Here is a 20,731-nt window from a genome sequence, read left to right as displayed (position 1 = left end):
GAGACATTAAAAAGACAGTACTAAAGTCAGAAGGGCTAATTTATAATGACAATTATTAAGAAAATAGATAAAAACGGACAAATTACTATACCAAAAGATATGCTGAGAGAACTGAATTTTAAGGATGGGCTTTTCGTTAGTGTGTACCGAAGACAACATTTAATCATAATAGAACAAAAAGTCAATGATGCTGTTAGCCAATGTGTGCTAAGAAATGGAAGGGTTTCGGTCCCAGTTGAACTAAGGTATTTACTGAAAATTGACAATTTCACTCGTCTGGAGGTAAATGTATGTTTAAGTACACAAAAAGTATTTATTAAACCCCTTTTGCAATAAGAGTAAGGAAGTTTCTTATTTGCTTCATAAAAAAGAGACCCTTTTATTAGAAGGTTGTTAAATATCCCACGAAATCCGGATAACTTCTTAAGTTTATAATCAAGGATCTCCTTCTTAGGTGTTAGTAATAAAAATATTATAAAAGAATTGTTGTACCGCAGTTTGTTTCCAGGCAGCTCAGTTAATGGCAAGAAACAGTTCTCATTCTAAGCAATTTTGTGAACTATGTGTTGTAATTTGCGAGGCATGTGCTACGGAATGCGAGAGATTTCAAGATAATCATTGTCAAGAATGTGCAAGAATTTGTCGTAACTGTGCAGAATCCTGCCGGAAAATGTCTGCTTAGGTAAAAATAAAAACAAGACCTCTTCCATGTATTATAGAGGTCTTATTTTTATACCTTCAAACTACATTGAACACATACGGAAACGCTATTACTTCTTCTTCAAACTTAAATTCCGCCCACATTTTATATGTACCAGCATGACTAAAGTGTGCGATAAAAATCGTATCTTTCTCTGAGGCAGGATGGACATGAATAAATTGTTCTAGTTTATCATCCACAATTACAACATGGCCCAGAGCACCTAAGTATGGCTGAGGTGTCCCATTCCTCAAGTGAAACGTGAGTTTTATGTCCTTCCCTACCTTAAAAGGATCATGCTGCAATTCAACCTTTTTTCCTTTTATTTCTTTTGTCATCTGCTGATCCATTTCCAATGGATAGTCTTTGTATTGTTGTACTGATGAATGTATTTGAATTTCATTCGGTTCGATTAAATAATGTTTACCTTTAGGGTTTATATCCACAAATACTTTATATCTGTTTCCATTTAATTCAATTTCCTTTTCAAAAGTCGATGGCCCTACTTGGTGAGGGTGTACGTGGTAAAATTCACTTAAGTCTTCACTTACAATAATGAGGTGCATGAGCTTTTCATGTGTTAATTCTAGCTCAGGATCCTTCCCTTCTCTGTCTACTAGCTCTATATTTATTTTTCCGTTTTTATAAGCTACAAATGTATGGATATCACTCTCTTTTATCATTTGATGATGATTTTCGTGTTCATGGTGCATTTCTTTCACTTTATTCATCCTTTCATTATTTTTTGTTTGTGTTACCTCTCTTCCGTAAAAAAAACTCTGGTTCCCATCGGTCTAAAGGAAAGCTGTCTTGCTTGGTTGGTCGGATGGCTACTTTCGGTGCTTTCTTAGGCGTATTACTCTTCTCTGTAGCAATTTCAAGGGATTTTTGTAGTGGTTCCCATTTTCTTAACGTAAGGATGACAATAGCTAAAATTACTCCTGTTATTCCAAATATCAACCATGGTAAGTAACTGATCTCGGAAGCAGCTTCTAGGAGCTTACCTCCTATCAATTTTCCGGCAGCTTCACCTAAACCGTATATAACATTGGCTAACCCAAAGAAAAGACCAATTAAATTAGCTGTCGAAAGCTGTGATATCGTACTGTCTATTGTTGGCAAAATTAGCATTTCACCAAAGACGAAAATAGTCCCACTAATTACGAGGTGTAGGAATGAGCTTGTCCAATATAAAGAACCTACACCTGCACCAATCAATACCATGCCAAATGCCAATGCAGTTAAAGGATGCAGACGCTGGATAATCCACTTAGTCACAATACCTTGAGAAAAAATAACTATCCCACTATTGATTGACCAAATTAAAGCAACGTTTTCAGGGTTTGGAAGAATCTCTGTTGCTCGCAAGGGTAATGCAAGAGCAAGTTGAGCATATAAAGCCCATATGAAGATACTAACTACTCCAAACACTAAGAAAGGTTTATTTTTAAATACTTTAAAGTAAGCCCCTTTTGGGATAAGCGGACATGGCCCATCTTCACAATTCTTAGGAAGTAAAAACCAACTCTTTATAGCTAGCACAATATAAATACCGCCTGCTATCCAAAAAATAATTTGAGAGGAACCTGTAATAACGAAGAATACGATTAACCCCGCTGTTGCAGTTCCAATCCCCGCAGCAATTCCTCGCAGGGAAAAAGCTGTAGTTTGATTTCCTTGGGAGGCTAAAGCAGCAATAGCAGCTTTTGTAGATGGTGCATTCAGTCCATTTCCTACCCCAGTAACAGTGGCTGCTAAAAGAAATAACGGATAGGTGGTGAAAATACCAAACCCTAATAATCCTCCGGCACCGATTAAAGCACCTAAACCAATGATAAACCTTCTTCCGATTCGGTCTGCTAAAAACCCACCTAATACACTGCCAATTTGAAAAGAAAGGGCTATTGTCGCCAGAACTACACCGATTTGAGCTACTGTCAAATTGGCATCTACACTTAGAACAATTGGTATAATGGGAACAACCATATAGTTACCCAAATGAGATAGTAATACACCGATCAATAAGATTAACAAAGGTCTATCTAAGGTCTTTAAACCCTGTATATTCATTTAATATCCCCCATAACAAATTGTCTCTTTCCCTTATTCTTTACATAAGGTCTTATCTTATCCTTGGGTGCTTAATTAAGATTTTTAAAAAGCTGAAAGATGAGTACCTCCATAATTTCTACAAATTAATCCTTTATAATAAGTTGAAAAACCGAAATTTTTAATCACAAAAATTATACCTAGGAGCAAAATATGACCAATAAAAAACGCTACATCACTATTTTCTTCTTTTTCATCCTAAACATATCTTCAGTTAATGCAGAACAAGATGTTATTGATGCCAATGCATGGGTTGTTATGAATAGTAAAACAGGAGAAATTCTACTTGAAAAGAATATGAATCAAAAAGATTTCCCTGCTAGTATCACAAAAATTGTAACTACATTAGTTGCAATTAAGGAAAGAGACCTAAACGAAGTTGTTACCGTATCCCAACATGCTGCCAATACTATCGGGTCTAGCTTAGCTTTAAACCCAGGTGATCAGATTTTACTAAAAGATCTTTTATACGGAATTATGCTACACTCTGGTAATGATGGTGCAGTAGCTGTTGCTGAGCATATTTCTGGGTCAGAAACGGCATTTGCAAAAAAAATGACTGCTTTCACCAAAACAATTGGAGCAAAAAACACTAACTTTATGAATGCGAGTGGTCTCCCAAATGAACAGCATTATACAACCGCCTATGACATGGCGATTATCACCCAATATGCAATGACCAGTGATGTCTTTCGCGAAATAGTCGGAACTAAATCATATAGATGGGAATCTTCTTTATGGACTAAAGAGCTAGAAATACATGAAAAAGAGGAAGCAATAAGATATGGTCTCTCATGGACAGGGGAACCCCTGGTTATTAACCATAATCGCTTGCTTTTCTTATACGAAGGGGCGAATGGAGTTAAAAATGGATTTACACATGAATCCAGATATACAGTAGTAGGCTCAGCTAAACGAGATGATATTGAAATAATTGCCGTTATATTACGGTCAAATAACGTGGATACAGCTTATCAAGATTTGACAATATTATTAGATCGTGGTTTTTCTCTTGCTTTAGAAATTCTACAAGAAGAACAAAAGCAAGATATTAAGGATGAAGATCAATTGAATTTGAGTGGTCGTGATGGTAGTGAACAAAAGCAACCTGGCGAATCAATGACCAAAACAGATAAAATTGAGGTAAGTAATGTAAAGGAAGAGGATACTTCAAATACTGGAATCCAGTTTGTCTTTGCACTTATAGGGTTTATTTTATTGATAATAACAGTATATAACATAGCCTCAAAAAGGGGTAAAGGAAATTATTAGCCTAGTAACTACAAATTAAATCAACAAAAATTGGGAGAAATTCAACGAAATGATTGATCAATTTATCACAATTTTAGATGGTCTTAACATTGTTTTTGCAATATTCTTTTCGGTGTTAATAAATGTTTTTATAAATGTACTAGGTGTGATACCAAGTTTTTTTATTACTGCTGGGAATCTATTTTATTTTGGTTTTTGGGGAGGAACCTTGATCTCCTTTATAGGTGAATCAATTGGGGCACTTGTTGCTTTTTTCCTTTATCGTAAGGGTTTGAAAAAACAAAGACAAAAATGGTCTACTCATAATAAGCTTAAACTACTTGTTGATTCCTCTGGAAAGGAAGCTTTTTTACTAATCTTGTTATTAAGGGTCATACCCTATGTTCCTTCTGCATTAGTTACTCTGGCCGCCTCAGTTTCGAAAATTTCTTGGACCAGTTTTTTTATCGCCAGTTCGGTTGGAAAGATTCCCGCAGTTGTCATGGAGGCTCTTACCGTTTATGGTCTTAAAGAACTTATGCCATCAATTAAATTTCTATTGATTATTTTATCAGTGGGTTTATTAGTTCCTATAATAAAATCAATTATTCGTTATCACTTTAAAAAAGAATAGGGTCTAAAGTACCGCTTATTTCATAAAAAATTTATAGGTTGATGATATTGGTTTTTGAAACTCCTTTCAACAAAATAAAAAGGTTGCTATCGATTGCGACCTTTTTTATTCAGGAATTTCCTGTGTACTTTAGAGGGCGTGCTGTTGAAATAAGAACTCGAAACGGTAGGATTCATAGAGGAATTATTCAACATGTAGATCGAAACAGAGTATATATTAGACCTCTTGGTCAACCTAGAAGACTAGGCGGTTACGGGCTTGGTTATTATCGTGGCTATGGGTATGGGTATGGTGGCTATGGATATGGAATTGCATTGGGGGCACTTGCCGGTCTAGCTTTACTTCCATTTTTCTTCTGGTAATACAAGCATATTCTAATTCTCACCTTCAAAGTGACGAATTAAAATATGCTAAAACTCCTCCTTTATAAACTTTGTACCTGATTGTTTTAATCAGGTACAAAGTCTTAGGACGGTGTAATCACAAACCAAAATACATAACATAGGGTTCCAATATAGCCCTAAGCTTCTTCTTCACCAATAAATGTCGTGGACTCCCTCTTTTCATTTTTGTTAAATATTTTGAGTATATACCCCTTTAGTAAATTGAAAAGACCACTAATGAAAGTCGTACTATGATATTAATTCAATGCTTTTGTTAGTGTTTCTATATTACGTGACATGATACTGAAGTAGTCTTCTCCATTCTGACGATCTTCATCTGTTATAGTAGCCAAGTTACTTAGTAGAAGCTCTTCAACCCCTGCTTCTTCTTGTAGGATTTTCGCTATACGTGAAGAAACATTTTGTTCAAAGATAATGTAAGATATGCCTTCTTTTTCTATTAGCTTAGTAATATCAAAAAGTTTTTTTTGGGAGGGTTCTTCAGTAGTAGACAATCCGTTAACTGCTATCTGCTCAAGCCCATAGGCTTCCTCCCAATACCCGTAGGCTGCATGTGCTACAACAATCCTATTATTAAGAGAGCTGTCTACAGTTTCTTTAAAGGCTGTGTCCAGTGTTTCAAAATTGTCTGCTATATCTTCATAGTTTTCTCTAAACTCATCTGCTGCTTCTGGTTTTGCCTTTTGAAGTTCACTTAAGATTATTTTTGCCATTTCCATTGCATTTTTTGGATTTAGCCAAATATGAGGATCTATATCACTATGATCATCGTGTGGATCTCCATTGACCTCTTCCACCTCACCAAGTTCCTCATTTTCTTCTTCATGGCCCTCCTCTTTTTCATATTCACCATACATTTTCTCTAATACTAATTCACCTATTCCTATAATTTCGACATCCTTTTTTGATAGAGAATCTTTAATGGGCTCTATAAAGCCTTCAAGTTGTAAACCATTATAAAATATGAAATCAGCTTCTGAAAACTTTACCATATCGTTTAATGAAGGTTCATACGTATGTGCATCTCCCCCATCAGGAATCATCTGCCTTACGGTTACGTGCTCTCCTCCAATTTTTTTAGTAAAGTCTTCAAGTGGAAAAATACTTGTGTAAATGATAAGTTTCTCCTGTTCACTACTTTCTCCCACTGTTTGTTCTATAGTACAACCACTTAAATATATTCCCCCGAATAAAAATGCAAACAATAAAAAAGCTTTATACTTCATATTAGTTCTATCCTCTCTAAAATTTTTCCTTGCATTAAATCGTAATGATTACGATTTGCATTGTATCAGCTATTTTCATAGTTGTAAAGATAATCCTTTTAATTTACAACACCCTAGTCTCTAATCAAGGTTTATATTTGATTCAGGAAACTAACCCCTATTTAATCTATATCATTAGTATTTATTTCTCTCGATAATTTCTCCACAATTCCATGTTACATTCTTTCCTGTAGATATAAAGGAGGAACGAAAAATGAAATATAGATGGCTTTTACTATTAACTATTCTTGGGCTTACCTTATTTTTAGGAGCTTGTTCTAATTCAATGGAAGGCATGGATCATGACATGCCAGAAATGGATAATGAAAAACAACCAACTGACAATCAAAATGAAGAAGTAACTTCACCCGAAAACACGCTGACTTCTACTGTAGCAACAGAAGTAATAACAGATAACGAGTTTACTATAGTCGCCCAAGAAAGGCAGCATTCTTTAAACAAGGATGAGTCAGTTTTGGCTTGGACTTTTAATGGATCCGTTCCAGGCCCTCAAATTCGGGTAACTGAGGGAGAAAACGTAAAAGTTAACTTAAAGAATGAACTCACCGATCCCGTCACCATTCACTGGCATGGACTACCTGTTCCTAACAATATGGATGGAATTCCGGGAGTAACAATGAATGCTGTTCAACCTGGTGAAACATTTACGTATGAATTTAATGCTTCCGTCCCGGGTACGTATTGGTATCATTCCCACCAAGACGGAGTTAACCAAGTTGATAAAGGATTATATGGTTCTTTCATCATTGAACCTAAGGAAGGGCTAGATGTAGATCGAGATTACACGCTTGTTCTAGATGAGTGGATTGGATCAAATGGAATGCAAATGGAAAATGAAGCAGAACATGATATGGATAATATGAGTTCAAATGAGTCAACAGATGAAGACTCGGATAGTTCTTCCATGGAAGGAATGGACCATAGTGGAATGGATATGGATGATGATTCCATGGAGGAAATGGATCACGAAGAAGGTGATTCAAGTATGGGTCATGATATGAGCATGTACAACATTTTTACAATCAACGGTAAAAGCGGAGACATGATAGAACCCCTTCAGGTAAAAGAAGGAGAAAAAGTCAGAATTCGTTTGGTTAATGCTGGATTTATGTCACATAAATTCCATATTCATGGTCAAGATATAAAAGTCGTTAGTTCAGATGGTCAGCAAATTTCTAATCCAGGAACATTTAGGGACCAACTAATCCAAGTAGCCCCTGGCGAAAGATATGATATTGAATTTATTGCTGATAAGCCAGGCAATTGGTGGATTGAATGTCACGGAGAAATGGAAGGTACCGACGGCATGAAAATCCAACTCCAATACGAAGGGTACAACGGCCAACAAGATGCACCTAATGCTGACGAAAGTTTGCCTTTATTTGATTTAGTTAACTACGGTGAGAAGGAACAAACAGTATTTACTTTAGATCAAGCATACGATATTGAGTACACAATGGATTTGAATACTGAAATGGATAACAGTGGTATGATTTATACAATCAATGGTAAAGCCTACCCTAAAACCGAAGAAATTGTCGTTCAAGAAGGGGATCTCGTAAAGGTGAAATTGGTAAACAATTCTGAAACAGATGATCACCCTATGCATTTACACGGTCACTTCTTCCAAGTACTAAGTAAAAATGGTAAACCATTAGATGATGCTGTAATTATGAAGGACACTCTAAACTTAAAGCCTGGAGAAGAATATGAAGTGGCATTTAAAGCAGATAATACTGGTGACTGGATGTTCCATTGTCATGATTTACACCACGCTTCAGCTGGAATGGTAACAAAAGTAACGTACGAAGGATTTAAACCAGACTTTACTCCAGACCCGAATGCTAATAATCAACCTGAATAACTAAAGAAAGAAGCTGATTCGTCAAAAAATGTTGATGGATCAGCTTTATTCTTATTTTTATGAAACACTTCGTTTACAATAATTTAAGAGGTGTTGTTATGAATAAACTTTCTATTAAACTTGGGCTTGCCTTCTTTGTTGTTTTTTTTGGAATCATCGTTTTACTTTTAGTCTTTTTACATGAATCCATTGTAAAAACGTATATTGAAGAAGAAATGGAAACTCTGCAAGCACGTGGCAACTCACATCGCGATGTCCTAGAAGAAAAATTTAGTGAAGATACGATTGGTCATGTCATGCTTATGGAGTCATCCTCTGATACTTCCGTAGTCATAACAAACGAAAACTTAGACATTATTCGAACTTCTACCTCCATTAGTCCAATTATTAAAAATATCATTAATAATGTACATGCGAAAACAGTTATGATAAACAAGGATTCAGTTATAGAATCTGATTTTTTGGAAAGTCCATTTGTCACCACTGTCAGTACAATTGATTATGAAGATCAAACATATTTTCTTTATATGTTTAAATCGACTAAAAACCTTCGTTCGCTAATGAAAGAGATGAATCAACATTTCATATTTGGTGCGATTGTCTCACTTATTGTAACTGCATTCGTAATTTCATTTTTAACAATCCTAATCACCAAACCATTAGTAAAAATGAAACAAGCAACAGAAAAAATTAGTATGGGTGACTTTTCAGTTAAACTTCCTGACTTTGGTAATGATGAATTAGGAGAGCTCTCAAAGGCAATCTATAAACTTTCTGATGATTTACAGCACTTAACGGAGAGTAGAAAGGAATTTTTAGCAAGTATTTCTCACGAGCTAAGGACTCCCCTTACTTATATAAAGGGTTATGCGGATGTTTGTAAAAAAGGGCTCGTTAGTCAAAAGGATAAAGACAAATACATTCAGGTTATTTATGAAGAATCAGAACGTCTTGTCAATCTAATTCAGGAGTTGTTTGAGTTAGCTAAAATGGATCAAAACCTGTTCACAATTCAAAAGGCAAAAGTACATCTCAATAAAATTTTATACAGTCTTTACAATCGGTTTCAACCGGCTTTTGTGGAAGAGGGAAAAAAGTTAGACTTAAAGGTGGATAATGAAGTATGGGGATATATTGATCCTGTAAGAATAGAACAGTGTTTATTGAATCTATTGGACAATGCAAAAAAGTATTCGACACCCAACAGTACCATTTGGATGAATGCTTATGAGAAAAAGAAAATGATTTATATTTCGATTCAAAATGAAAGTAATTCTATAGAGTCCTTTCACCTCCCCCGTTTGTTTGACCGTTTTTATAGAGTAGATTCATCCCGTTCTAGAAAAACTGGAGGAGTTGGACTCGGACTTTCAGTTGTCAAAGAAATAATTGATGCGCATCAAGGTACCTTATCCGTTTCCTATGAAAATGGATTGTTTCAAATTTTGATTTGTATTCCAGGAGGGATTGTGAAATGAGACGGAAAATTTTGATTGTGGATGATGAGCTACACATGCTTACATTATTAAAAATATACTTAGAAAATCACGATTTTCAATGTATGTTAATGGATAATCCTTTACAAGTAACTGACTTTTTAAAGAAAAACCCCATGGATGCCGTAATTTTAGATGTTATGATGCCAAATGTTAATGGATGGGACTTATTAAAGGAGATTCGTGAATTTTCCAATGTCCCTGTTTTATATTTAACTGCTCGTACAAACCAGGAAGATATCGTGAAAGGCTTACGAATTGGGGCAGATGATTATATAACAAAACCATTTGATGAAGAAGTCCTTGTAGCAAAACTAGAAGCTGTTTTAAGAAGGTATTATGGTGAAAAAGCCTTGAACTTCGAGGGTTTGACTTGGGATTCGGATGCAAGAAGAGTCTTATTTGTAGGTAAAGAAATTACTTTGACACCGAAAGAGTTCTCTTTACTCGGTCTTTTCTTAGCAAATCAAAGGCGAGCTTTTTCTAGGGATTCATTAGTGGAACTTTTGTGGGGAGAAAGTTCGGATACCACAGATAGAGCAGTCGATTCTCATATTCGAAACTTACGAGATAAGCTCCGGAAAGCTGGTTTCCCTGTGGAAAATTATCTACAGACTGTTTGGGGAGTTGGCTATAAATGGGGCTCTACCAACTAGAAAGAGAACCCAGAAATAGGTTCTCTTTCTTCTTATTAAGGTTTACTTCTTATTTTTATCATCTCAATTAAGAATATGGCCAAGATATATTCCTTATATTTTTAAGGTCTTTGCGTTAATGGCAACAATTACTGTACTTAATGACATCAAAACAGCCCCAACCGCTGGACTTAATATTAATCCAAATTTGTATAACACCCCTGCTGCTAACGGGATGGTAATTATGTTGTATCCAGCTGCCCACCATAAATTTTGAGTCATCTTCTTGTATGTTGCATTCGAAAGATGAATGATATTTACAACATCTTCAGGGTTGCTATTGACTAACACAATATCTGCAGATTCAATTGCAACATCTGTCCCTGTTCCAATAGCAATTCCTAAATCTGCTTTTGCTAAAGCTGGCGCATCGTTGACACCATCACCTGTCATAGCAACTTTTAGTCCCTCTTGTTGAATTGCTTCAATTTTCTCAGATTTTTGATGAGGGAGAACTTCTGCTATGACATCATCCATGTTTAACTGACTTCCTACGTAATTAGCAACTTTTTGATTATCTCCTGTCAACATATAGCTCTTTATTCCCATTTCCTTTAAGCTTTGAATAGCTGATTTTGCAGAGTCCCTAATTATGTCAGCTAAAGCAATCATCCCTGCTAAAGATTGATTCATTAATACGAAGACAACAGTTTTACCCTCTGAGGACCATTCATTAAAACTCTCTTTGTCATATTGAATATTCCTACTCTTAACATATCCAGGGCTAACCACCATGATATGTTTTCCTTTAATGGTCCCTTCTAGCCCTTTTCCTGTTAAGGAATGAAACTTCTGAACCTCACTAAATTCTAAATTACGGAACTTTGCTTCCTTTACAATTCCAGTCGCAATAGGGTGCTGTGACTGGGATTCAAGAGAAGCTGCAAGCTGAATTACTTCTTGCTCAGAAAACCCGTTTTCAGTTTGGATATTAGTTACACCAAATTCACCTTTCGTTAATGTTCCAGTCTTATCAAAAACGACAGCTTTAATTTTACGAGCATTCTCAAAATGAGCTCGATTTCTGATAAGAAGCCCTTTTTTAGCTGAAATGGCTGTTGATACAGCCACAACAAGTGGAGCTGCAAGTCCTAAGGCATGTGGACAAGATATGATCATGACCGTTACCATTCTCTCCAGTGCAAAAGAGAAGGAATAACCTAGCAAAAGCCAAACCACTAAAGTTAAAATACCCACACCTAAAGCTAGATAGAATAGCCACTTGGCAGCACGATTAGAAAGATCCTGTGTTCTTGATTTAGTCGCTTGTGCTTCTTTGACTAAGTTAATAACTTGAGACAAGTATGTAGATTCCCCTGTTTTTTGCACCTGAACAGTTAAAGAGCCTTCACCGTTGATAGATCCTCCGATTGCTTGATCTCCTTGTCCCTTTTCAACTGGAGCGGATTCACCAGTTAACATAGATTCATCAATAGAAGAATTTCCTTCCGTTATTTTTCCATCAACCGGAAGTTTTTCCCCTGGTTTAACTAATACTATATCTCCTTCCTTTAACTCTTTAATCTGAACATCTTCAATTTCCCCATTTTCCATTATTCGATGTGCTTCACTAGGCATTAGTTTTACTAATTCCTCTAAGGCCCTAGATGCACCCATGATTGACTTCATCTCAATCCAATGACCGAGAAGCATAATATCGATAAGGGTGGCTAATTCCCAGTAAAAATCGCCTTTCGTTAAGCCAAAGGTTGCCATTACACTATAAACATAGGCAACAACAATGGCCAATGCGATAAGTGTCATCATCCCTGGTTCCTTTTGCCTTAATTCATCTTTAGCACCAGTCAGGAATGGCCATCCTCCATAAAAGAAAACGAAAGAGGATAAGCCAAAAAGGATATACATATCTAAAGGGAATCTCCAGTCAACATTAAGAAACATTTGAATCATTGGAGAAAGAATTAGAATTGGAATGGTGACAATAAGAGAAACCCAAAATCTTTTCTTAAAATCCTCAATCATATGGCCATGATGTGTATTGTGATCAGTGTGACTATGATGTTGATGATCATGATTATTTTGATGTTGACTGCCAGCAGTCATTTCAGAATCATGAACATGGTTATGATGACTATCTTTTGTATCTGGCCCATGTGAATGATGGTGGTGATGACCATCTTTTGTACTATGGTCCATTTATATGTCTCCTTTCTTTGTTTAAGATTAAGTATTCTTTTTAGTAGTTTCCCTTTTTCTGTTAATAAAAATCAACATTGTACTAACAATGATTAAAATTATAGAGATTATTTGTGCAATCCTTAATGAATCCGTAAGCATTAAACTGTCTGTTCTCATTCCTTCAATGAAAAAGCGCCCAAAGGAATACCAAATAATATAAGTTAAAAATAACTCTCCGTTCCTTATTGTCAATCTCCTTATACTAATTAATAAAACAAATCCTAAGAGGTTCCATAAGGATTCATATAAAAAAGTAGGATGAAAGTAAGTGCCCTCTATATACATTTGATTGATGATAACTTCTGGTAGCATCAGACCTTCTAAAAATTCTCTAGAAACTTCTGTACCGTGCGCCTCCTGATTCATAAAATTACCCCAGCGTCCAATAGCTTGTCCTAAGATAATGCTTGGTGCAGCTATATCAGCTAACTTCCAAAAGGAAACATTATGTTTTCTCGTAAAGACAAAGGTCGTGATTATTGCTCCAATTAACGCTCCGTGAATGGCAATACCACCTTCCCATATCTGAAAGATTTGTCCAATATTATTTGAATAGTATCCCCATTCAAATATCACATAATAAATTCGTGCACTTACAATAGAAATAGGGACTGCCCATAATAATAAATTTGAAAACATATCTTGAGGTAATCCTTGCTTTTTAGCTTCTCTACTTGCTAACCACCATCCTAAAAATATTCCACATCCGATAATAATCCCATACCAATATACCGTAAACGGCCCAAACTCAAATGCAATTCGATCTAATGGTTGTACAGTTGACATTTTTCTGCTCCTTTGTTATAAGTTGTTGTCCCTCCCAATATACCAATTAAATATCAAGAATTTATGCACTATTTGTGTGCATTTCTTGATATTATGTGAAATGTGCTTAAAGGGGTAAGGGTATAAAACAAAACACAAGAATACTGACGTTTATGTATTCATTATCAATGGTTTCTTCCATAAACCCTTTAACCTCTACTTAAGATTCACCTAGTATAATTATCTCCCTGTCCTTCATCCATCACTATGTCTATCAGCTATAGGTCTGTTGAACAAACTTTAAAGTATAGGCGTTGAATACGCTTACAGTAATAATCATAAAAAAATAGACCAAAAGATTAAAAATCATTTTTCATTTATCATCCCTTAGTAATTTTTTTAATCTATGGGGGTGGACAAAACCTTTCTTCTAGACCGTTAAATCAATATCTAATAAAACGGGGCAATGGTCACTACCCATTACTTCACAATGAGCTTGAGCGTCTTTAATCAACCCTGAAATCCTATTAGAAGTAATGAAATAATCAATCCGCCATCCAATATTTCGTTCCCGGACTTTGTTCATATAGGACCACCACGTGTATACGTCTTCTCTATTAGGATATAAGTATCTAAAACTGTCCACAAACCCTGATTGAAGAAGCGTTGTCATTTTACCTCTCTCTTCTTGTGTGAATCCAGAGTTTTTAAGGTTGGATTTTGGATTTTTCAAGTCAATTTCCTCATGTGCAACATTAAGGTCCCCACAATAAATAACAGGCTTCTTTTGATCTAATTCAACAAGATAGTCTCTTAATGTATCTTCCCAAACCAACCTTTCTTCTAATCTAGCTAAATCTCTTTTGGAGTTTGGGGTATACACATTCACTAAATAGAAAGATTCATATTCAAGGGTAATAATTCTTCCTTCGGGCTCGTCAGTTGCCTCCCCTACACCATAGTGAACAGACAAAGGTTGTTTCTTTGTGAATACAGCAGTTCCCGAATAGCCTTTTCTTTCAGCATAATTCCAATATTGATAATATCCTTCTAACTCTAGCTCAATTTGTCCCGCTTGCAGCTTTGATTCTTGGATACAAAAAATATCTGCGTCCACCTCTTTGAAATAATCTAGGAAACCTTTCCCCACACAGGCACGGATTCCATTTACATTCCATGATACTAGTTTCAAATCAATCTCCTCCTACTTCCTCTCTAGTTGTTATCTATGATCATGTATGGCGTGAAGAATAAGAGGAAGCTCCTTATAAATGCCAATCACTTCTTCAATTTTCATTCGAACTAACCCACTTGAAGAAGGGGCGACAAAATCGATTGTTCCAGGCACCATTGGTTCCTCTTGTTTGCCCCAAGGGATTGATTTTCTTCCACTATATTGCTGGTAGACACCTTTCCCAACATAGCAAACAATTTTGGGCTTGTACTTCTCGATCTTCTTTTTTAAGATTTCTCTACCCTCTTTATATTCTTCCTTCGTAATTTCATCTGCTGCTTTTGTAGGGCGAGCTACAATATTGGTAAAACCATACCCCATTTCTAACAGAGATGTATCTTCTTCAGATTTATACTTTCTTTCCGTTAATCCAGATTCAAACAAGATCTTCCAAAACCGGTTGTTAGGGTTGGCGAAGTTATGGCCCGTTTCAGCAGAACGTAAACTCGGATTAAACCCAACAAATAAAATATCTAAATCCTCTATAATGCGGTCTGGAATGGGATTCATTTCTAGTACACCTTCAATTCTCAGTTTCGTTCCAAATTTCATCTAAGTGACTTTTTAATAATAACGTAACTCTATCTTTATTTAAACGTTGAGGCTCTAACATGGCATGTAATGCTAGACCATCTATAATCGCATACAGTCGTTCTGTTTCAATATCTTTATCTATTCCTTTCTTTAAATGGCCTTGTTGGTTTAAATATTCCATTAGATGAATAATTCCTTCAAAAATACCGTCCTGATTCCCACTATCCTTCTGTTCATGGAACCTCATTTGGGTAATAAATGAAAACCAAACTTCCATTTCCACAACAGTTTCAGGAGTGGTAGGAATCATCTCTAATAGCATTTTTATCACTTTTTCCTTAGGCGGTAAGTTCTGAAGCGCTATTTGGGTGACTCTTTCCGTAACTCTCACCTTAACAAGTTCCATCGAGTAGGTAAGTAATTCTTCTTGGCTTGAAAAATAATGTCTTAGTGCACCTAGAGAAACCCCTGCCTCCTTCGCTATATTTCGAACTGTGGCACCTTTCATACCTTGTTCAACAATCACTTTCCACGTGGCTTCAGCAATTTGTTTCTTTCGTTTTTCATGATCAACTAGTTTTGGCATGATTCTATTTTATCAAGCAAGTTCTACTTCAAGCAAATTTTATAATACAGTTGTACTGTTAAAATTTTGATGTTATACTTTTTATAATACAACTGTACTGGAAAGGTCCGATTCCAAAAGGGGGAAAATGAGTGAGTTTAATTGGTTGGTTAATCGTAGCCTGTGAAATAGGGTTTTGGATTGTCATCATACTGGGGCTTCTTATTCGATATATTTGGAAAAAAGAGAAGCTAGGGTTCATATTTCTAGCATTAACGCCTCTTATTGATCTGGTGTTATTGATTGCAACGAGTTACGATTTGTTAGGGGGAGCTACTGCGAACCTTGCTCATGGAATTGCCGCAATCTACATTGGAGTTTCCATTGCCTATGGAAAAAGTATGATTCAATGGGCAGACACGAGGTTTCAATATTACATTTTAAAAACAAGGGAAAAACCTCAAAAACGGTTTGGACTGGACCATGCCAAGCATGAAATTGCCGGCTGGCTAAAACACGTTCTCGCATATTTAATTGGTGCAGCATTATTACTTCTAATGGTCTACATGATTAACGACCATGCAAGAACTGAAGCATTGACTCACCTATTAAAAATATGGACACTCGTTCTAGGAATTGACCTTGCTATTTCAGTCTCTTATTTTGTTTTTCCTAGAAAAGATTCTAGGAATGTCCATTCAAATCACTAATAGAAAGCCAGTGACTCTTAACCGTTAGAGTCACTGGCTCTTTTAATGTCTATGATCATCCATATTCTTACCATAGAAAATCTCGTCCATTTCCTTCTGAAGTCTTTCCGTGATCTCTTTCTCTTCTTCAGGCTCAATGTCCTCTTTTCTCTTACCAAACAGGTAATTACTAAGGTCAAACTCCTTTAATTTACACTTTGTATGAAAGATATGCTCCTGATAAATATTAACGTCAATCATATCGTACTGTTCTTTAATTTCATCCGGGATGTAATTTTGAATAGAGTTAATGTCATGATCAATAAAAAGTTTATGACCATTTACGTCCCTTGTAAAACCTCTCACCCTATAATCGATCGTCATGATGTCTGTATCAAAAGAATGAATCATGTAATGTAGAGCTTTTAAAGGAGAAATTTCTCCACAAGTAGACACATCAATATCTGCTCGAAATGTACTAATCCCTTCATTCGGATGATACTCTGGATAAGTATGTACAGTGATGTGACTTTTATCCAATTGGACAACCACATTATCTGGTAAAGGACCAGGAGACTCTTCGAACTGTTCCGTAGGGACTTCAACAACAGGACCTTCTGAAACAAGAACCGTCACACTCGCCCCCTGTGGAACATAGTCTTGTTTGGCTATATTTAAAACATGAGCCCCAATGATATCAGCCACATTTTGCAAAATATGAGTAAGGCGCTCAGCGCTGTACTGCTCATCAATATACTCAATATACTTCTCTCGCTCTTCTTTTGTTTTGGTATAGCAAATATCATACATATTAAAACTTAGTGATTTCGTGAGGTTATTAAATTCATGTAATTGAATCCTTTGCTCGGGTGTTAAGGACATCGTTTTAACTCCCCCTTATACAATGTTTGACAATAGTTCCTTTATATTAGGATGTATTATAAGGTGAGTTTTATTCAGTTGAAGCGATATTACACCGAAGTCTGTCCAGCTTCGTGGGTTTGCGTTCCCTCTATTAACATTTCTCCTCGACTCAGGGAACGAATGCGTAAAATTCCCTCAATAAAATACAAAATATATGTAGCGGATACTAGACTAAGGCAGTCTAATAGTGCGGAGGTGTTCAAATGGAGAGGCCTTTCCAGAAAAAAAACGACTTACACTTCTCGAAAAATGCAGAGGAAGCACTTGAACAAATGATGGATCTTTATGGCCAAATTGTTCTTAGAACTGCCTTCTTTTATGTACAAGACCGTTTTCTAGCAGAGGATATTTGCCAGGAAACCTTTATTCGTGCCTATAGAAATTGGAATAAGTTCCAAGGGAATAGCAGTGTGAAGACTTGGTTAATCAGGATTACCATTAACTTGTGTAAAGATAAATTAGGGTTAAAAGCATTTAAATCTGAAGAAACAACGGATCCAACCGCATTAAAAACGAGCAATTATCACACGGTTGAAGAAGAAGTAATGAATCGGCTTCATAAAACAGAAATTTTAAAACATCTAGTTTCCTTATCAAAGCCACACCAAGAAGTACTCTACCTTTATTATTATCTTGATTTTTCAACAGTTGAAATCAGTATTGCTTCTAGTCTTCCTGAAGGCACCATTCGCGCTAGGTTACATCGGGCAAGAGGTCAGTTAAAGAAGTTATTACAAAAGGAGGGATTCGATCAATGAAGCATCGGAAGTACGACTTGAAGAAAACGATAAAGTCAGAGGCTGACGATACGCTTTTTTCTGATATCCAATTCACCTCCAAAATGAAAGAGGACATTAAACGAAAGATTGAAGCTTCAAATAATGGTACGGGTAAGCATGAACTGAAAAAGAAAAGAAAGGTAAGCCATAAGTGGCTGTATTCAATCGGTCTTGGAGTAGCAAGCATTTTGGTCATAATTAGCACATTCTTGTTACAAGACAATAACCAACAACAGAATCCTACTAATGGGCCACAACTCTTGTTTGAAGATGATACAACAACGCCTATGGATGGTCCAAATGTAAAAGATGAAGACATAGAGACTGCGGGAGAGGCGAAAGACATTTTAGGCACTTCACTCCTGCTTCCAACCTATGTTCCCACGGGCTTTGAATTGGAACGTATCCATACACTTTCCGTGAACAATCAGCAACAAAAGAAAGTAATATTTACTTATGTTTCTGATGAACAGTCCTATTTAATAATTGCTGAAATAACAGAGCAAGAATTGTACTTCCCAAGCAGTCAACAGGTTGAGATAAACGGGATAACGGCCTATGTATCCGGTTCAGATTATGATTCTGAGCTACATTTTGATAAGGACAACATTCACTACATGATTAGTGGCCTTATTTCACAAGAAGAAGCGGTAAAAATCGCTGAGGGATTAAAAGAATAACATGAGGAGGAACAAAAAATGATTAAAAAGTTCTTAATGCCAATGATTATGGGGTTTTGCTTAGTCTTTGTACAATTGAGCGGTACGTTCGCAAGTTCAGAGAAGATCTTACAAAAACAAAGTAAAGTTGACCAATTTTTATTTGAAGATCATGCTGCGGAGTTGGAGGAGCAAGGTATGTTTGTTACACATACCTCACCTGAGGAGAATCATGTAGAGATTGGAATTTCTCCATACACTGAAGAACATGCTAACTATTTGTATGAAGTACTAGGTGAGGAAGACATTAAAGTGGTTGAGGGACAGCAAGCCACTACTCTTCTTACTGGAGCTGAAACTACATCTACAGAAATAGCAGCAGGTGAAGACGTTGCAACTACTGAAAATAATGGGATGCTAGGGATTATCGGTTCTCTAGCGTTGCTAGCTTTAATCATTACGTTTGTTTTTATCAAAAGAAAAAAGCATCAATCATAAGGTGATAACTCGAAAGTAGATTATTCGGATCCAAAATGGACAACAACTCCAGATATTTCCAAATCAATTAATAGGGATTGAATGGTTAATTCTCTTTTACCTTGGGAAGGCGTTAAGCTAGTCGGATATGGTGTGTGGGTAATTGAAATTAGCTGATGTTCTTCACAAAAATCCCTACAACGTTTTCCATCCTCCCTATCAAAATCCTTTACTGACAAACTCCTCGGATTTTTAGGAAAGAATTGATAAGCAGTAGCCTGTAGTTCCAGTGCATGCTGGGCAGCAGCTAGATAGCCATTTCTTATACTTACATGACATCCAAACCTCATGAAATCTCCTTCTATCTTGCAACTATTTTTGACACCCTTTACAGTAAAACGTTTTTCGGGAGGAAATCATTTCTTTTATAATGGTTGAACCACATCTGCTACATCTTTCACCTTCACGGTCATAGACTTTTGTCACAACGGATCCAGTCAATGTGTCACCTTTGTATAGTGGATTCTCCATGTATCCTCCCTCATGTGTAGCCTGTTTTAAAACATGTCGAATCGAGTGATACAGTTGCTGGGTTTCACCTTGCTCTAACTCATTCAAATTACGTGTGGGTAACAGTTGGGCATGATAACAAATTTCATCCGAATAACAGTTCCCTATTCCTGAGATAAACTGTTGGTCTACGAGCTTTGTTTTTAATCGCCCCCTTCTACCTTCAACCAAGTTCATAAAAGCAGGGAGGGTAAAACTCACATCTAATGGTTCTGGACCTAGGTCATTTAGTTCATTCGCAACTTCATCCTTTGTCAGTAAATGAAGGTACCCTAACCTTAATCCAATAAAGAATAAATGATTGGCACCAAAGGATAATTTAACTTGAATCGTTCGATCTGGCTTCTCCGCATTTGTTCCAAAAAACATCCATCCACCTAGCATTAAATGTAACAGCAATACCATTCCATGGTCCAAGTGAAATAATAAATGCTTGGCCCTTCTTTCGATAGAAGTAATTTCATGTTTCACTACATTTTTCATAATTTGGTCAACTGGTACATTGATGGATTTTTCTCGATTGATTTCAACACTTGAAATGATTTGTCCTTTCAGTTTTTGTTCTAAAAATCGTCGATAATTCTCCATTTCAGGAAGCTCGGGCATAACAAATTGCCTCCAATAACATGATTTCCTTTATCTTTTGCGAAATCGTTCATGAATATAAATTTTTAAAAGGAGTTTAGAAAAAAACATGTCGTAGTTCTAAAGTTTTAAAATATGATAGTAATATAGAGTTTTTGGAAATCTATTCCTTTACTTCAAGAATCCCTTCATCTGTATACTCCTAGCATAGTAAAAAATTCTACATACTTTTCACTATTTTTTTTGATAAAAATGATATGATGGTCATAGGAAGCTTCTATGACTACAGACTGAATATAAGGGGTTACAATA

At 36.1% G+C, this 20,731-nt stretch carries 22 protein-coding genes and 1 pseudogene; 12 read left to right on the top strand and 11 right to left on the bottom strand.

Annotated elements, in window-relative coordinates; genetic code table 11:
* Positions 1–45 precede the first annotated feature (45 nt).
* Positions 46–336, top strand: coding sequence for an AbrB/MazE/SpoVT family DNA-binding domain-containing protein (locus tag ABDZ91_RS10995; protein ID WP_343798924.1), 291 nt, complete (start codon positions 46–48; stop codon positions 334–336).
* Positions 337–499: 163 nt separating this feature from the next.
* Positions 500–682 (top strand): annotated as a pseudogene (locus ABDZ91_RS10990) (four-helix bundle copper-binding protein); the annotation flags it as partial.
* Positions 683–738: 56 nt separating this feature from the next.
* Here ABDZ91_RS10990 and ABDZ91_RS10985 read toward each other — a convergent pair.
* A complete protein-coding gene (locus tag ABDZ91_RS10985) occupies positions 739–1,413 on the bottom strand; it encodes a hypothetical protein (protein WP_343799021.1) in 675 nt (224 codons plus the stop codon).
* A gap of 25 nt (positions 1,414–1,438) precedes the next feature.
* The gene (locus ABDZ91_RS10980; RefSeq protein ID WP_343798920.1) at positions 1,439–2,770 is read right to left on the bottom strand and encodes an MFS transporter; all 1,332 of its coding nucleotides are present in this window, start codon (positions 2,768–2,770) and stop codon (positions 1,439–1,441) included.
* A gap of 192 nt (positions 2,771–2,962) precedes the next feature.
* Here ABDZ91_RS10980 and ABDZ91_RS10975 point away from each other — a divergent pair, with 192 nt between their 5' ends.
* From ABDZ91_RS10975 to ABDZ91_RS10965, 3 genes are all read left to right on the top strand, one after another.
* Positions 2,963–4,081: a D-alanyl-D-alanine carboxypeptidase family protein gene (locus tag ABDZ91_RS10975; RefSeq protein ID WP_343798918.1), complete on the top strand. Its 1,119-nt coding sequence runs from the start codon at positions 2,963–2,965 to the stop codon at positions 4,079–4,081.
* A 49-nt stretch (positions 4,082–4,130) separates the two neighbouring features.
* On the top strand, positions 4,131–4,694 hold the full coding sequence (locus ABDZ91_RS10970; RefSeq protein ID WP_343798916.1) for a TVP38/TMEM64 family protein: 564 nt from the start codon (positions 4,131–4,133) through the stop codon (positions 4,692–4,694).
* 92 nt (positions 4,695–4,786) lie between these two features.
* Positions 4,787–5,056, top strand: coding sequence for a hypothetical protein (locus tag ABDZ91_RS10965; RefSeq protein WP_343799019.1), 270 nt, complete (start codon positions 4,787–4,789; stop codon positions 5,054–5,056).
* Between the two features lie 278 nt (positions 5,057–5,334).
* Here ABDZ91_RS10965 and ABDZ91_RS10960 read toward each other — a convergent pair whose 3' ends face one another.
* Positions 5,335–6,324, bottom strand: coding sequence for a metal ABC transporter solute-binding protein, Zn/Mn family (locus tag ABDZ91_RS10960; protein ID WP_343798914.1), 990 nt, complete (start codon positions 6,322–6,324; stop codon positions 5,335–5,337).
* A 253-nt stretch (positions 6,325–6,577) separates the two neighbouring features.
* Between ABDZ91_RS10960 and ABDZ91_RS10955 the strand changes: the two genes are divergently transcribed.
* From ABDZ91_RS10955 to ABDZ91_RS10945, 3 genes are all read left to right on the top strand, one after another.
* Positions 6,578–8,248: a multicopper oxidase family protein gene (locus ABDZ91_RS10955; protein ID WP_343798912.1), complete on the top strand. Its 1,671-nt coding sequence runs from the start codon at positions 6,578–6,580 to the stop codon at positions 8,246–8,248.
* Positions 8,249–8,346: 98 nt separating this feature from the next.
* A complete protein-coding gene (locus ABDZ91_RS10950) occupies positions 8,347–9,726 on the top strand; it encodes a sensor histidine kinase (RefSeq protein WP_343798910.1) in 1,380 nt (459 codons plus the stop codon).
* Positions 9,723–10,400, top strand: coding sequence for a response regulator transcription factor (locus ABDZ91_RS10945; protein ID WP_343798908.1), 678 nt, complete (start codon positions 9,723–9,725; stop codon positions 10,398–10,400). The genes ABDZ91_RS10950 and ABDZ91_RS10945 overlap by 4 nt, the downstream gene beginning before the upstream one ends.
* A gap of 93 nt (positions 10,401–10,493) precedes the next feature.
* Here the strand turns inward: ABDZ91_RS10945 and ABDZ91_RS10940 are convergent, their stop codons facing one another.
* From ABDZ91_RS10940 to ABDZ91_RS10920, 5 genes are all read right to left on the bottom strand, one after another.
* The gene (locus tag ABDZ91_RS10940) at positions 10,494–12,596 is read right to left on the bottom strand and encodes a heavy metal translocating P-type ATPase (RefSeq protein ID WP_425541823.1); all 2,103 of its coding nucleotides are present in this window, start codon (positions 12,594–12,596) and stop codon (positions 10,494–10,496) included.
* Between the two features lie 27 nt (positions 12,597–12,623).
* Positions 12,624–13,424, bottom strand: a complete 801-nt coding sequence (gene lgt, locus ABDZ91_RS10935) for a prolipoprotein diacylglyceryl transferase (protein WP_343798906.1) — start codon at positions 13,422–13,424, stop codon at positions 12,624–12,626.
* 409 nt (positions 13,425–13,833) lie between these two features.
* Positions 13,834–14,595 carry an exodeoxyribonuclease III gene (locus tag ABDZ91_RS10930; RefSeq protein WP_343798904.1) on the bottom strand — a complete coding sequence of 254 codons (762 nt, stop codon included), beginning with the start codon at positions 14,593–14,595 and terminating at the stop codon, positions 13,834–13,836.
* Between the two features lie 30 nt (positions 14,596–14,625).
* Entirely contained in the window at positions 14,626–15,147 is a 522-nt protein-coding gene (mug, locus tag ABDZ91_RS10925) for a G/U mismatch-specific DNA glycosylase (RefSeq protein ID WP_343798902.1), read from the bottom strand.
* A gap of 13 nt (positions 15,148–15,160) precedes the next feature.
* On the bottom strand, positions 15,161–15,757 hold the full coding sequence (locus ABDZ91_RS10920) for a TetR/AcrR family transcriptional regulator (RefSeq protein ID WP_343798900.1): 597 nt from the start codon (positions 15,755–15,757) through the stop codon (positions 15,161–15,163).
* Between the two features lie 131 nt (positions 15,758–15,888).
* Here ABDZ91_RS10920 and ABDZ91_RS10915 point away from each other — a divergent pair, with 131 nt between their 5' ends.
* Positions 15,889–16,446: a hypothetical protein gene (locus tag ABDZ91_RS10915; RefSeq protein WP_343798898.1), complete on the top strand. Its 558-nt coding sequence runs from the start codon at positions 15,889–15,891 to the stop codon at positions 16,444–16,446.
* 42 nt (positions 16,447–16,488) lie between these two features.
* On the opposite strand, the gene speD is transcribed toward ABDZ91_RS10915, so the two are convergent.
* Positions 16,489–17,307, bottom strand: coding sequence for an adenosylmethionine decarboxylase (speD, locus tag ABDZ91_RS10910; RefSeq protein ID WP_343798896.1), 819 nt, complete (start codon positions 17,305–17,307; stop codon positions 16,489–16,491).
* A 245-nt stretch (positions 17,308–17,552) separates the two neighbouring features.
* On the opposite strand from speD, the gene ABDZ91_RS10905 reads away from it, so the two are divergent.
* The 3 genes from ABDZ91_RS10905 to ABDZ91_RS10895 are packed head-to-tail and all read left to right on the top strand — an operon-like array spanning position 17,553 to position 19,285.
* A complete protein-coding gene (locus ABDZ91_RS10905; protein ID WP_343798894.1) occupies positions 17,553–18,107 on the top strand; it encodes a sigma-70 family RNA polymerase sigma factor in 555 nt (184 codons plus the stop codon).
* Positions 18,104–18,808 carry a DUF4367 domain-containing protein gene (locus ABDZ91_RS10900; protein ID WP_343798892.1) on the top strand — a complete coding sequence of 235 codons (705 nt, stop codon included), beginning with the start codon at positions 18,104–18,106 and terminating at the stop codon, positions 18,806–18,808. Before ABDZ91_RS10905 ends, ABDZ91_RS10900 begins: the two co-directional genes overlap by 4 nt.
* Before the next feature lie 18 nt (positions 18,809–18,826).
* Positions 18,827–19,285, top strand: coding sequence for an LPXTG cell wall anchor domain-containing protein (locus ABDZ91_RS10895; RefSeq protein WP_343798890.1), 459 nt, complete (start codon positions 18,827–18,829; stop codon positions 19,283–19,285).
* A gap of 20 nt (positions 19,286–19,305) precedes the next feature.
* On the opposite strand, the gene ABDZ91_RS10890 is transcribed toward ABDZ91_RS10895, so the two are convergent.
* The gene (locus ABDZ91_RS10890) at positions 19,306–19,614 is read right to left on the bottom strand and encodes a hypothetical protein (protein ID WP_343798888.1); all 309 of its coding nucleotides are present in this window, start codon (positions 19,612–19,614) and stop codon (positions 19,306–19,308) included.
* Positions 19,615–19,636: 22 nt separating this feature from the next.
* Positions 19,637–20,440, bottom strand: a complete 804-nt coding sequence (locus ABDZ91_RS10885; RefSeq protein WP_343798886.1) for an Fpg/Nei family DNA glycosylase — start codon at positions 20,438–20,440, stop codon at positions 19,637–19,639.
* Between the last annotated feature and the right edge of the window lie 291 nt (positions 20,441–20,731).

Source organism: Bacillus carboniphilus (assembly GCF_039522365.1).
Classification (GTDB): Bacteria; Bacillota; Bacilli; order Bacillales; family JC228; genus Bacillus_BF; species Bacillus_BF carboniphilus.
This window is presented reverse-complemented; position numbering and strand designations above follow the sequence as displayed.

What these genes read in the sequence shown, in the direction of transcription:
- ABDZ91_RS10945 (WP_343798908.1), top strand. Translation starts at nt 9,723, where the DNA reads ATGAGACGGAAAATTTTGATTGTGGATGATGAGCTACACATGCTTACA.
- lgt (WP_343798906.1), bottom strand. Translation starts at nt 13,424, where the DNA reads ATGTCAACTGTACAACCATTAGATCGAATTGCATTTGAGTTTGGGCCG.
- ABDZ91_RS10975 (WP_343798918.1), top strand. Translation starts at nt 2,963, where the DNA reads ATGACCAATAAAAAACGCTACATCACTATTTTCTTCTTTTTCATCCTA.
- ABDZ91_RS10980 (WP_343798920.1), bottom strand. Translation starts at nt 2,770, where the DNA reads ATGAATATACAGGGTTTAAAGACCTTAGATAGACCTTTGTTAATCTTA.
- ABDZ91_RS10885 (WP_343798886.1), bottom strand. Translation starts at nt 20,440, where the DNA reads ATGCCCGAGCTTCCTGAAATGGAGAATTATCGACGATTTTTAGAACAA.
- ABDZ91_RS10940 (WP_425541823.1), bottom strand. Translation starts at nt 12,596, where the DNA reads ATGGACCATAGTACAAAAGATGGTCATCACCACCATCATTCACATGGG.
- speD (WP_343798896.1), bottom strand. Translation starts at nt 17,307, where the DNA reads ATGTCCTTAACACCCGAGCAAAGGATTCAATTACATGAATTTAATAAC.
- mug (WP_343798902.1), bottom strand. Translation starts at nt 15,147, where the DNA reads ATGAATCCCATTCCAGACCGCATTATAGAGGATTTAGATATTTTATTT.
- ABDZ91_RS10895 (WP_343798890.1), top strand. Translation starts at nt 18,827, where the DNA reads ATGATTAAAAAGTTCTTAATGCCAATGATTATGGGGTTTTGCTTAGTC.
- ABDZ91_RS10995 (WP_343798924.1), top strand. Translation starts at nt 46, where the DNA reads ATGACAATTATTAAGAAAATAGATAAAAACGGACAAATTACTATACCA.
- ABDZ91_RS10955 (WP_343798912.1), top strand. Translation starts at nt 6,578, where the DNA reads ATGAAATATAGATGGCTTTTACTATTAACTATTCTTGGGCTTACCTTA.
- ABDZ91_RS10950 (WP_343798910.1), top strand. Translation starts at nt 8,347, where the DNA reads ATGAATAAACTTTCTATTAAACTTGGGCTTGCCTTCTTTGTTGTTTTT.
- ABDZ91_RS10985 (WP_343799021.1), bottom strand. Translation starts at nt 1,413, where the DNA reads ATGCACCATGAACACGAAAATCATCATCAAATGATAAAAGAGAGTGAT.
- ABDZ91_RS10970 (WP_343798916.1), top strand. Translation starts at nt 4,131, where the DNA reads ATGATTGATCAATTTATCACAATTTTAGATGGTCTTAACATTGTTTTT.
- ABDZ91_RS10890 (WP_343798888.1), bottom strand. Translation starts at nt 19,614, where the DNA reads ATGAGGTTTGGATGTCATGTAAGTATAAGAAATGGCTATCTAGCTGCT.
- ABDZ91_RS10905 (WP_343798894.1), top strand. Translation starts at nt 17,553, where the DNA reads ATGGAGAGGCCTTTCCAGAAAAAAAACGACTTACACTTCTCGAAAAAT.
- ABDZ91_RS10960 (WP_343798914.1), bottom strand. Translation starts at nt 6,324, where the DNA reads ATGAAGTATAAAGCTTTTTTATTGTTTGCATTTTTATTCGGGGGAATA.
- ABDZ91_RS10900 (WP_343798892.1), top strand. Translation starts at nt 18,104, where the DNA reads ATGAAGCATCGGAAGTACGACTTGAAGAAAACGATAAAGTCAGAGGCT.
- ABDZ91_RS10920 (WP_343798900.1), bottom strand. Translation starts at nt 15,757, where the DNA reads ATGCCAAAACTAGTTGATCATGAAAAACGAAAGAAACAAATTGCTGAA.